The organism is Marinobacter vulgaris, assembly GCF_003344045.1.
In the GTDB taxonomy this organism is placed as follows: domain Bacteria; phylum Pseudomonadota; class Gammaproteobacteria; order Pseudomonadales; family Oleiphilaceae; genus Marinobacter; species Marinobacter vulgaris.
In genome coordinates this window covers 19,831-32,821 of the sequence record NZ_QFWX01000001.1, presented here as the reverse complement: position 1 = coordinate 32,821, position 12,991 = coordinate 19,831, and the positions used below count along the sequence as shown (strand labels likewise).

The following is a 12,991-nucleotide window of genomic DNA, read 5'->3' as shown; positions in this document are numbered from 1 at the left end:
CAGTTGGACAATGGACGACAACTTCGAGAATCTGAAGATCATGGTGATCGACGACAGCAAGACCATTCGTCGCACCGCCGAAACCCTTCTTAAAAAAGTCGGTTGCGAAGTCATTACCGCAACGGACGGCTTTGACGCTCTGGCAAAAATCGCCGACTCCCAGCCCGATATCATTTTTGTCGATATCATGATGCCTCGGCTGGACGGCTATCAGACCTGCGCACTCATCAAGAACAACTCCTCTTTCAAGAAGACGCCGGTCATCATGCTCTCCAGTAAAGATGGACTGTTCGACAAGGCCAAGGGCCGTATTGTCGGATCAGACCAGTACCTGACCAAACCGTTCAGCAAGGACGAGCTTCTTAACACCATTCGCCAGTACGTTCCCCAAGCGGAACAGTAAAGCTGCTGAAGCAAAGAACCATTGAGGACACCATGGCCCGCATTCTGATTGTTGACGATTCCCCCACCGAGGTTAAGAAAATCTCGAGCATTCTTGAAAAGCACAAGCACGAGGTGCTGACAGCGGACAACGGCGCTGACGGAGTGGCCAAGGCCCGCGCAGAAACTCCGGACCTGGTTCTGATGGACGTCGTCATGCCCGGCCTCAATGGCTTCCAGGCAACCCGCCAGCTGACCCGTGCCCCGGAAACCGCCTCCATCCCGGTCGTCATCGTGACCACCAAGGACCAGGAAACGGACCGTGTGTGGGGTACCCGCCAGGGTGCCAAGGGTTATCTCGTAAAACCCGTCGTTGAAGACGACCTGATCAAAACAATCAACAGCCTGATTGCCTGATCCCCAACCGTGGAGTAAGCATGTCCGCCCAGGCCGCCCCTTTTGCCGTTCTGACGGATATCGCCCGACGCAGCCGCGCCATGGCTGCCGGCCTGCCGGAACAACAGGAAGCCGTCGAACTCTGGAACGGCATTGGCTTTGTTCTTGCAGGGGAGCGCTATGTGGCGCCGATGGGTGAGGTCACTGAAATTCTCCATGTCCCCCGCTACACCCACATACCCGGGGTTCATCAGTTCATGATGGGCGCCGCCAATGTGCGGGGCCGCCTCCTGCCGCTGGTCGACCTTGCCGGTTTTTTTGAAGTCCCCCGCTCTTCACGCAGCCCCCGTGAGCGCCGGGTACTGGTTGTGGAGCATGGTGACGTATTCAGCGGGCTGGTGGTCGACAGTGTCTCAGGCATGCAGTATTTCGCAGTGGACAGCTTTGTGGCCTCGCCACAGGATGTGCCTGCAAGCGTTCAGCCGTTTGTAAATGGCGGTTACGAGCGTAATGAGGAAGTCTGGAAAGTGTTCTCCGCCGCCGGGTTGCTTGGCGACGAACGTTTTCTGGATGTAGCGCAATGGTAAGGGTGGTGACGTCGGCAGGAACACCTTCCCGCCTGCCCAACGCCCGCAGAAACAAACTTGCCAATATTACGAAGAGGCCGGGAGCCAGAAAATGAAGAATAGAGCCGGAAGACTCGGTATGGGACAGGGGGGCAATAAACTGGTTGCCGGCCTGATCGCCGCACTGATCGCATTGACCGTCCTGCTCGTTGCAGTGCTGTTCATTATCAACAAGGACAGCCAAAACGACCAGGCATACATCGCCCACGCCTCGGAGCTGAGGGTACTGTCACAGGAAATCGCCAAGAACGCGACGGAAGCTGCCGGCGGTACCGCCTCGGCCTTCGACGCGCTGCGACGCTCCCGTGACGAGTTCGAGCGCCTCTGGGGCTATGTGACCGACGGCAACCCGGAGACCGGCCTCCCGCCGAGCGAGATTGCCCAGAACAGTGGCGTCCAGGAAACCTGGAACGAAGTGAGGAACAACGCCGACAGCATCCTCTCCACCCGCGACGCGGTACTGGGCCTCCACGAAGTGGCCCGCACCCTGAACGAAACCATCCCGCAGTTGCAGGTGGAATACGACGACATCGTTCAGATCCTGCTGGATAACGACGCCCCTGCCGAACAGATCGCGCTGGCCCAGCGCCAGTCGCTGCTGGCGGAACGGATTGTACGGTCGGTCAACAACGTATTGTCCGGTGATGAAGACGCCGTTATCGCCGCCGACCGTTTCGGTCGCGACGCCAGACTTTTCGGCCGCGTTCTCGATGGCCAGATCAATGGCAACCCGGCCATGGGCATTTCGCAGGTTAACGACGAAGACGCCATCTACGGCCTTGAAGCCGTGGGCGAGCTGTTCGAATTCGTATCCCAGAACGTAGACGCCATCCTTGAAGCCTCTCCCGACCTCTTCAAGGTGCGTACTGCGGCCAGCGATATCTTCCAGAACTCACAGGTGCTGCTGGATGAACTGTCCGTGCTTGCCGCAAGATTTACCGGCCAGGCGGACTCCCGCTTTATCAGTCCCACACTTGCCTTCATTATCCTGGCAGCCATGATCGGGATCGTTGTGATGATCGGTGTGGTTCTCTACCGTGAGGCCCAGGAGCGCCTGGCGACCACCCAGGAACAGAACGAACAGAACCAGAACGCGATCCTGCGACTGCTGGACGAGCTGGCCGACCTGGCTGATGGTGACCTGACGACAGAGGCCACGGTCACCGAAGACTTTACCGGCGCCATCGCCGACTCCATCAACTACGCGATCGACCAGATGCGCGGGCTGGTGCAGGCCATTCGTGGCACAGCGGTGCGGGTAGCGTCAGCCGCCCAGGAAACCCAGGCCACGGCCATGCATCTGGCCGACGCTTCCGAGCACCAGGCCCAGGAAATTGCCGGCGCTTCTGCAGCGGTTAACGAGATGGCGGTGTCCATCGATCAGGTATCCTCGAACGCGGCTGAATCCTCCGCGGTTGCGGAGCGGTCGGTTGCGATCGCGAAGAAAGGCACGGAAGTGGTACAGAACACCATCCGTGGCATGGACAACATCCGTGAGCAGATCCAGGAAACCTCCAAACGGATCAAGCGTCTGGGTGAGTCTTCCCAGGAAATCGGTGACATCGTATCGTTGATCAATGACATCGCCGACCAGACCAACATCCTGTCCCTGAACGCGGCAATCCAGGCCTCCATGGCCGGTGATGCGGGCCGGGGCTTTGCGGTGGTCGCGGACGAGGTTCAGCGCCTGGCGGAACGTTCCTCCGCAGCAACCAAACAGATTGAAGCGCTGGTCAAGACCATCCAGTCTGACACCAACGAAGCGGTTATCTCCATGGAGCACACCACCGCCGAGGTGGTCCGTGGTGCACGCCTGGCGCAGGACGCGGGTATCGCACTCGAGGAAATCGAGAACGTATCCATGAGCCTGGCGGAGCTGATCCAGAACATTTCCAACGCCGCGCGCCAGCAGTCGTCTTCTGCGGCTCACATTTCCAACACCATGAACGTCATCCAGGAAATCACCTCGCAGACGTCTTCCGGTACCAACGCGACTGCAAAGTCCATCGGTAACCTGGCAGAGATGGCGTCTGAACTGCGGTCCTCTGTTGCGGGCTTCACACTGCCCGAGGAAGACTCGACCGACCTGGAACAAGAGGAAGACAGCGACGTTCCGGTGGTGAGCTGATTATCGCCCCGAGGCTACTGACAGTTTATGGCTGAAACACGTGACCATCTGTCACCTGCCGACGGCATCTGGTCACTGCGCCGACTCCCCGAGATGGACGAGGCGCAGTTCGGCCAGTGGCGGACACTGCTCGAGGACCGTACCGGCATCATCCTTTCATCAGACCGCAAGTCGTTTCTCGTGACCAACCTCGGGATCCGCATGCGGGAGATCGGATGCAGCAGTTACCAGGCCTACTACGAGCAAATCGTTTCCGGCCCGGAGGCCATCGTGGAATGGTCCACCCTGGTGGATCGGCTGACAGTACAGGAAACCCGCTTTTTCCGGGATCCGGACGCCTTCAAGCTGGTGTCTGACTACGTGCTTACCCGGCCCCGAGAGGCGTTGAAAAAACGGCCCCTCGAGGCCTGGAGTGTGGGTTGCTCCACCGGCGAGGAACCCTACACGCTGGCGATGCTGTTGAACGAGTGCATGGAAGGCCTGTCGCTTCGGCCCCTGTTCGGGATTACCGCATCCGATATCAGCAAGCCGGCCATCAGCAAGGCCCAGTCCGGCCTGTTCAGTGCGCGCAAGCTGATGGGAATGGACGAAGCCCTGAAGGCCAGATACTTCCGGCCGGCAGAGCGGAACAACGTCGAGATTGTAAACGGCATCCGGGAGCGGGTTTGTTTCACCAGGCTCAATGTGCTGGACCTGAAGCACGCTCCCATGCACGGAATGAACATTATCTTCTGCCAGAATCTGCTGATTTATTTCCGGCGCTGGCGCCGGCGGGAAATTGTTAAACGGCTTGCAGAGCGGCTGGCGCCCGGGGGATTGCTGGTCCTGGGCCAGGGAGAATTGACCAACTGGCAGCCCCCTGGTTTACAGAGGGTACCCTCGGAAAATGTGCTGGCGTGGATCAAACGCCAGACTGACGAAGAATAACCGGAGTGGTTATGGGCAATCACCATGACAGCATCGCCCTGGACTGGGTTCGCGGCGAGATACAGGACACCCTGACCCAGGGGCAGCAGGCGTTGGAGGCGTATGTCGAGAGTCGGGATGATACCGCTCGACTGCGCTTCTGCCTGAACTATCTCCATCAGGTTCACGGTACCCTGCAGATGGTTGAGCTTTACGGCGCAGCCCTGCTGACCGAGGAAATGGAGAAGCTCACCCAGGCCGTCCTGAACGAAACCGTCGCCAGCGTGGACGACGCCGTGGAAGTACTGATGCAGGCTATCCTGCAACTTCCCCAGTACCTGGAGCATCTGGCCAGCAGCAGGGATGATTTTCCAATGGTGCTGCTGCCGCTGCTGAACGATCTCCGGGCTGCGCGGGGTGAATCGCTGCTGTCTGATACCTCACTGTTCAAGCCTGACCTGGCACCCTCGAAGGTTGCCGCAGCTGCCAATGTGTCCCAGCGACTGCAGGATCCGAAAGTACTCGGCCATATCCGCAAGCTTCGCCAGATGTATCAGTTCGCCCTGGCCGGTGTGGTTCGCGAGGACGATCTGGATGCCCACTTTGATTACATGCAGAAGGTCATCCAGCGACTGATCCGGTTGTGCCAGAAAACCCCGCGGGGTCAACTCTGGAAAGCGGCTGGTGCCTTTGTTGAAACCCTTCAGCAGCACGTGAACCCCGTCAACAGCGCTGTCAAGGCATTGTTGCGGGAACTGGATTCGGAAATCCGCCGCCTGACCGACGAGCATGTGGATATTCTGCAACAGCAGGTTCCCGAAGCCCTGCTCAAACACCTGCTCTACTACGTGGCCCGGGCACGGGAACTGAACACCCCACTTGTGCGGGAGCTGCGCGACAGCTACCAGCTTGAGCATGCCCTGCCCTCTGACGACGATGTGGACGCCGCCAAAACCCGGGTATCCGGTCCCGGTCGCGACGCCATTCACTCGGTGGTCAGTGCCCTGAACGAAGAGCTGGCCAAGCTCAAGGATCAGCTGGACCTGTTTGTCCGTGCCGAGCTACGGCAGAACGATGAGCTGGAGGAACTGCTCCCCGGACTGCGCCAGGTGGCCAACACCCTCGCTGTGCTGGGCCTTGGCATACCCCGCAAAGTCGTTACGGAACAGCTCGAACTGGTGGAAAAACTCTCGGTTCAGTCCGAGGCAGTGGATGACGGCACCCTGATGGACATCGCCGGCGCCCTGCTGTATGTGGAAGCCAGCCTGGCCGGCCTCGACAGCGATCGGCAGTCTGATAATAGCCGCGCCATTGACGATCAGCAGTCCGTCAACCTGGGCTCGCAGGAACTCGGGGAAGCGAGCAGTGCCCTGCTGAGGGAATCACGTAACACCCTCGAGCAGGTCAAGACCGCCATCGTCAACTTCATTGCCTCCCAGTGGGAAACCGGCGAGATCGAGCATGTGCCCGGGTTACTTCACAGTATTCGCGGCGGCCTGAGCCTGATACCGCTGGAGCGGGTGCCGGCTATGCTTGCCTCGGCCGAGCGCTACATCACCGATGTGCTGCTTGGTGGCAGGCAGGTTCCGGACTGGAAGCAGCTGGATACCCTGGCGGATGCGATTACGAGCATCGAGTACTATCTGGAGCGGCTGGCGGAGGGCATTGAGGACAATGACAGTATTCTGGGCGTAGCCGAGGCAAGCCTCAACGATCTGGGCTTTCCGGTTGACGCAGAGCCCACCTGGCGGCATCCATCGGAAGAACAGGTACCGGTGGTTGAGCCGGAACTGCCCGCAGAATCGGCCGAAGCGGACGCCAGGGGTTCGGATGAAGAGCTGCTGGACGACGAGATACTCGGCATCTTTGTCGAGGAGGCCGAAGAAGTACTGGAAACCATCAACGAATTCTATCCCCGCCTGCGCCAGAACCACGAGGATCGCGAGGCACTGACCGAAGTCCGCCGGGCATTCCATACCCTCAAAGGCAGCGGCCGCCTCGTCGGCGCCAGCAGTATTGGTGAACTGGCCTGGTCGGTGGAAAACCTGCTCAACCGGGTCATTGACCAGACGCTTCGTCCCAGCGACGACATGTTCGGCCTGATCGACGATGTCATCGACCGAATTCCGGCGTTGATCAGTGATTTCCGGAGTGGCCAGTCCGACGGTGACGTGGCAGCGCTCATCGAGCGCGCCCAAGCGATGTCCACCACACGCAAGACCGACAGTGACGGCATGACCACCGCGGCTGCAGAGTCTGACAGCGCTCCTGCCGAGGTGGAAACCCGGTCAGAGCCGCCGGCGGCTGCAACAGCGCCTGCTGCAACGGATGACGCCGAAGACGATCTTATCGACGATGAAATTCTCGAAATCTTTATCGAGGAAGCCGGTGAGGTTCTGGACACCATTCGCGAATTCCTGCCCATGCTGCTACGACAGCACGATGACCGTACCGCATTGTCTGAAGTCCGACGGGCATTCCACACCCTCAAGGGCAGCGGCCGCATGGTCGGAGCGACAGCCGTGGGCGAACTGGCCTGGTCGGTGGAGAACATGCTTAACCGTGTGATCGACGGCAGCATCTTCATGAACGATGACATTGCCGGTTTGCTGGATGAGGTAACCTCCGTACTACCGGCACTGGTCGACGATTTCGAGAAGCGGCGCGCTCCGTCCCTTGACACCTCGGCGCTGGAAGCCCGTGCGGCGGCCCTCGCCAATGGCGAGATTCCCGACGCCAGCACCATGCCGCCATCGGAGTTGCCGACAACTCCGGACGAGGGACACACCGCTGAGGCCCAGGCAGACGATGACGGCGCCGTCGACCCGGTGCTGCTGGATATTTTCGAGAGCGAGACCGAGACCCACCTGCAAACCCTGCAGGACTTTATTCACTCCGCCGGTGACAAGGCGAGCGTTTCCTACACCGACGATCTCTCGCGGGCGCTGCATACCCTCAAAGGCAGCGCGCATACCGCGGGAATCGCTCCCATTGCCGCCGTGATCACGCCGCTGGAGCGGTTTGTGAAAGAGGCCCGTGCCCAGAACAAACGGGCTGACCAGGACGTTGTCGGCCTGATAGGCAATGCCTGCGACTTCCTGACCCAGGGTCTCAGCCAGCTCCGGGAAAATCCCCAGAAAGACCTCCCCGGTACCGACACCTTCCTGGAAAAGCTGGATCAGATCAGCAACGCCACGCTGCGGGGTGCCCGCTCCCGAGATGAAGAAACCGAAGACGACAACCGGCCACAGCTGGTCCAGCTGTTTCTCAGCGAAGGCCTGGACATCCTGCTGGACGCCGACCGGATTCTTGATGAGTGGGCAGACGATCCCGCACAAATCTCCGCACTGGAAACCCTGCGCGCGGAGTTGCAGCAGTTGACGGACGGTGCCCAACAGGCTGGCCTGACAGACGTTGCCGAGCTTTCGGGCGCGCTTGCGAATGTTTACCAGCGCTCTGCGACGCCGGGGTTCCGGCCCGATCCGCTCTTTTTCGATACCATCCGCGCGGGCCACGAACACCTGATCAACATGATGGATCAGGTGGCTGCAGGGCTTGCCACTGAAAGCGGTGACGAACTGGTTGCTGACCTGGACAGGCTCGCTCTGGACGTTTCCAGCGAGGAAGCCGGTGAAACAACGGATACCTTTGAGCAGGCGTTCACCGGTGATCTGGAGGAAATCGACCGCAGTTTTGAGCTTGAGGCCGAGGACACCCCGGAAGAACAAAGTGACGAACTGCCACCACTGACGGAAACCGACGAAGAGATGGACCAGGAACTGGCGGAGATCTTCCTGGAGGAAGCCCGTGACCTGGTCGACAGCACAGCCGATGCACTGCACAGCTGGAGTGACGACACCCACAATCTTGACCTTCTGCGCCTGCTGCAAAGGGACCTGCACACCCTGAAAGGGGGTGCACGCCTTGCCGATATCCCGTCGGTTGGCGACCTGTCCCACGAACTGGAAAACCTCTTCGAAGGGCTCACGGAACAGCGTCTGGCCGTTACCGGCGAGCTGTCCGACCTGCTGTTCCGCTGCCACGACCGTCTGGCGGGGATGGTGGATGCCCTGGAGCAGAACGAACAGCCGCGGCCGGCACCGGATCTCATCAGTGAGATCCACGCTTACATGGACAGCGCCACTGGCTCCCGTCCGGTAACCGACGTGAACCACGACGACACCGGACCCGAGGGGGAGGAAGACATTCCCCTGGCCGAGCTCGATGAGGAAGAACACGGCACCGACCTCTCCCACCTTGATCCGGAGCTGACGGGTATTTTCCTGGAGGAAGCCTACGACCTGATCAACTCTACAGGCAGCGCCCTGCATGCCTGGAGTGAGGACACCTCAAACCGTGAGGTCGCGGCGGAACTGCAACGTGATGTGCACACTCTCAAAGGTGGTGCCCGCATGGCCGGTGTCGAGGCCATTGGCGACCTGACCCATGTACTGGAGGACCTGTTCGAGAAGGTGGCCGAAGGCCGGCTCAGTGCCAGTGATGAGATGAACGATCTGCTGTTTGCCTGCCACGATCGGCTGGCGCAGATGGTTGAACAAGTCGCCACGCAAAAACCCTGCCCACCGGCAACAGAGCTGGTCGCCCAGGTGAAAGCCATTCTTGGCGGCAAACCACTGCCGCCGGCCAAGCCCGAAGAACCTCTGGAAGAGCCCGAAGCGACAGCCGATACGGCCGACGAAACCGACGAACAGCCCGGCTCCGTTGGGGATGCCGTTTCACAGGCGTCCGATGATGATCTGGCGGGCATTTTCCTGGATGAGGGCCTGGAGATTCACGAAGCCATTGGCGAGTGCCTTGCCCAGTGGCGCGATGAACCGGAAGAACTGGTCGGCGTTACCCAGCTGCAACAGGAGCTGCACACCCTCAAGGGTGGCGCGCGCCTGTCCGATGTTGACCCCATTGCGGACCTGGCCGAGGCCTGGTCCGATGCGCTGGATCCACTGATTGCCGGCTCCAACAACCAGGCTGTTGTGCTGGAACTCAGCGAGAAAGCCCATGACTCCCTGCGGAGCATGCTCGCCAGCCTGGAAGATGGCAGCCAACCCGCTGCAGACAGGACACTCGTCCAGGCACTGCAGGATGCCCATAAAGCCCGGAGCGGAGAACTGTCCCCAGATTCTGCACCTGCCGAAGCATCCGGCGAGGAAGAGGCTGTCGATGCCGAAGTGCTGGAGATCTTCCTGGAAGAGGCCGGCGAGATACTGGACCAGCTGGAACAGCTACTGGACGACTGGCGCAAAGACCCGGCCAACCACCACTTCAATCAGGAAGCCCAGCGGGCACTGCACACCCTCAAGGGCGGTGCACGGCTGTCACAGCTTTCCAGGCTGGGTGACCGGGCTCACAGCCTGGAGACGCGGCTGATTGACCTGGGCGGCAATACGCCGGGCGATGACGCCTGGCAGGCCATTACAGAAGACCACGATGGCATCGTGAGCCTGGTCGCGGATATCCGTAACCGGTTCGAGAACACCGGTTCGGCCCCGGTGCCCACCGAAACACCAGCGGAAACACCGGCGGCACCAAAAATGCCCGAGCCGGCCGCAGAGAAACCTTCCGCACCGGAAAAACCGGTGGCGCCGGCGCCCAGGCCCGGCAAATCGCCGTCCAGGGCACCTGCGAAGTCGGCCGCCGCCCAGCGCGCACCCCAGGAAACCATCCGGGTATCCGCACCATTGCTGGACGAGCTTGTTAATCTGGCCGGTGAAACCAGCATTACCCGTGGCCGCCTGGAACAGCAAACCAGCGACTTCAGCCACAACCTGGAAGAAATGGCAGCCACCATCGAGCGCCTGCGTGAGCAGCTGCGCCGGATGGAAATCGAGACCGAGACCCAGATTCTGTTCCGCGCCGAGAAAGAGCACGGCCCGGATTACGGCGACGACTTCGACCCACTGGAAATGGATCGCTATTCCGCGATCCAGCAACTGTCGCGGGCACTGACGGAATCCTCATCGGACCTTGCGGACCTGCGGGAAACCCTATCTGACCGGGTGAGGGATACGGAGACCCTGCTGGTACAGCAGTCGCGGATCAACACGGAACTTCAGGAAGGTCTGATGAAGACCCGGATGATTCCGTTTGCCTCGATGGTGCCCAGACTGCGCCGGATCGTCCGCCAGATCAGCGGCGAACTCGGCAAGAAAGTCGAGTTTGATGTCCGTAACCCGGAAGGGGAAATGGACCGCAACATCCTCGAACGCATGATCGCACCGCTGGAACACATGCTGCGCAACGCGCTGGATCACGGCATTGAGGCGCCCGCGGACCGCAAGGACGCCGGCAAGCCGGAAACCGGTGAGGTCACCCTGTCCCTGACCCGTGAAGGCGGTGATGTGGTATTGCGAATGATCGACGACGGTGCCGGCATACCGGCCAGGGTCATTCGCGACAAGGCCATTCGCCAGGGCATGATGTCGGCTGATGAGGAGCTCAGCGAGCGGGAAGTCCTGCAGTTCATCCTGCAGCCGGGTTTCTCCACTGCCCAGCAGGTTACCCAGATTTCCGGCCGCGGCGTCGGCATGGATGTGGTTGCCAGCGAGATCAAACAGCTTGGGGGCAGCCTGGACATCGACTCTACCGTCGGCAAGGGCACCGTATTCACCGTTCGCCTGCCGTTCACGGTATCCGTTAACCGGGCACTGATGGTGTCCACTGGTGAGGACTTCTACGCCATACCGCTGAACACCATCGAGGGGATCGTGCGGGTCAGTACCTACGAGCTTGAGGAATACTACAAGCCGGACGCGCCCCTGTATGAATACGCTGGCCAGCAGTACCGTCTGCAGTATCTGGGCAGCCTGCTGAACAGTGATCATCATCCCAAACTTCAGGGCCAGGCCCTGCCACTGCCAGTCATCCTGGTGCGTGGTGCGGAGCAGCCCATGGCCCTCCAGGTAGATAGCCTGATGGGCAGCCGTGAGATCGTCGTTAAATCCCTGGGCCCGCAGTTCAGCACGGTCCGGGGTGTTTCCGGTGCCACCATTCTTGGTGACGGCAATGTGGTGGTGATCCTCGACCTGCCCGCCATGATCCGTTCCGACATATTGTCGGAACGCCAGCGCATCGCCAGCCTCGAAAAAGCGAAAGAAGCGTCGCGCCGCGAGCAGCAGGCCACCGTGGTCATGGTGGTGGACGACTCGGTCACCGTGCGCAAGGTTACCTCGCGCCTGCTGGAGCGTAACGGCATGGAAGTCATTACTGCCAAAGACGGCCTGGATGCCGTGGCGCAACTGCAGGATCACCAGCCTGACATCATCCTCCTCGACATCGAGATGCCGCGCATGGACGGGTTTGAGGTGGCCAGTTTCGTGCGCCACGATGACCATCTCAAGGATACGCCGATCTGTATGATCACTTCCCGGACCGGTGAAAAACACCGTGAACGGGCACTGGCCATAGGGGTCAACGAATACCTTGGCAAACCGTTCCAGGAAACCGAGCTGCTTGACACCATCAATCGGCTGACCGGGAATCAGTGATGACCGGCCAGCCAGGACGGCCAACGGTCGGCATCGTCTCGGATATCGTCCTGCAGCGTCACCGGCTGCAGGAAGCGACCTCCCGATTCGGCCTGGAGGTCAGCTTTTCCGGTGACCCGGATCGCCTTCAGGGCTATCGTGTATTTCCCGATGCCAGCCTGTGGCTGATTACCCTGGAGGACGAGGCAGACCACCCGGTCCTGTTTGACCATCTGCTGGAAAATACCCAAGCGCCAGTCCTGTTCGGACTGGACCCGGCGCCGAAACCCGGCACTACCGAATACTTTCGCTGGGAACGCAGGTTACTGGACAAGCTCGAGCAATGCCTCGGACACCTGGAGACCCTGGATTCCGCTGCCGAAATCGAAGAGCTCGTCAACAGGCAGCTGCCGACGGCAGCCGCGCCCCAACTGCCCCACTGGATTCCGCCGGCTCCGGCGGACCTGCCCGCAGAAGAGGTCTGGATTCTGGGCGCATCACTCGGTGGCCCCGCCGCGGTCAAAACGTTTCTCGACAACCTGCCGCCCGGCTTACCGGTGGGTTTTGTCTATGCCCAGCATATCGACAACAACTTCACCGAAGTACTGACCCGGGTACTGGGGCGTCATGCTCACTACCAGCTGAAGCCGGCCGAGAGCGGATACCGTATTCACAACGGTGACGTGATACTGATGCCGGTTGATCATGAATGGACCCTGGATGACAGCGGTGCGCTCCAGCGGCGTGATACGCCCTGGCCAGGCCCCTACGGCCCGTCTATTGACCAGGTGCTGCTGAACATTGGTGATCACTATGGAGCCCGTTGCCATGCCATCGTGTTTTCCGGCATGGGCAACGACGGTGCCATTGCCGCGCCCCTGCTGAAGGCCTATGGTAGTCGCATCTGGGTCCAGGAAAGCAGCAGCTGTGGCAACAGTTCGATGCCCGACTCCGTGGCAGCCACCGGCTGTTCCGTGTTCCGTGGCAAGCCGGAGCAGCTGGCCCGGGAACTCGTCAAAACGATTGAAGCATCCTGCCTGCTCAAGGGCCGGCAAAATCGGGATTCCGCCTGA

At 60.5% G+C, this 12,991-nt stretch carries 7 protein-coding genes; all 7 read left to right on the top strand.

Annotation, left to right across the window (positions count from 1 at the left end):
- The first annotated feature begins 10 nt into the window (after positions 1 to 10).
- The 7 genes from pilG (at position 11) to DIT71_RS00110 (ending at position 12,991) form a co-directional block, all read left to right on the top strand.
- Positions 11 to 403, top strand: a complete 393-nt coding sequence (gene pilG / locus DIT71_RS00140; protein WP_008175635.1) for a twitching motility response regulator PilG — start codon at positions 11 to 13, stop codon at positions 401 to 403.
- A 32-nt stretch (positions 404 to 435) separates the two neighbouring features.
- Positions 436 to 798 (top strand): twitching motility response regulator PilH, encoded by a 363-nt coding sequence (gene pilH / locus DIT71_RS00135; RefSeq protein ID WP_114611185.1) that lies wholly within the window; start codon positions 436 to 438, stop codon positions 796 to 798.
- Positions 799 to 818: 20 nt separating this feature from the next.
- On the top strand, positions 819 to 1,364 hold the full coding sequence (locus DIT71_RS00130) for a chemotaxis protein CheW (RefSeq protein ID WP_114611184.1): 546 nt from the start codon (positions 819 to 821) through the stop codon (positions 1,362 to 1,364).
- 91 nt (positions 1,365 to 1,455) lie between these two features.
- The gene (locus DIT71_RS00125) at positions 1,456 to 3,531 is read left to right on the top strand and encodes a methyl-accepting chemotaxis protein (RefSeq protein WP_167507442.1); all 2,076 of its coding nucleotides are present in this window, start codon (positions 1,456 to 1,458) and stop codon (positions 3,529 to 3,531) included.
- Positions 3,532 to 3,558: 27 nt separating this feature from the next.
- Positions 3,559 to 4,458 (top strand): CheR family methyltransferase, encoded by a 900-nt coding sequence (locus tag DIT71_RS00120; RefSeq protein WP_114611182.1) that lies wholly within the window; start codon positions 3,559 to 3,561, stop codon positions 4,456 to 4,458.
- 11 nt (positions 4,459 to 4,469) lie between these two features.
- The gene (locus DIT71_RS00115; RefSeq protein WP_114611181.1) at positions 4,470 to 11,939 is read left to right on the top strand and encodes an Hpt domain-containing protein; all 7,470 of its coding nucleotides are present in this window, start codon (positions 4,470 to 4,472) and stop codon (positions 11,937 to 11,939) included.
- A complete protein-coding gene (locus DIT71_RS00110) occupies positions 11,939 to 12,991 on the top strand; it encodes a chemotaxis protein CheB (protein ID WP_114611180.1) in 1,053 nt (350 codons plus the stop codon). The genes DIT71_RS00115 and DIT71_RS00110 overlap by 1 nt, the downstream gene beginning before the upstream one ends.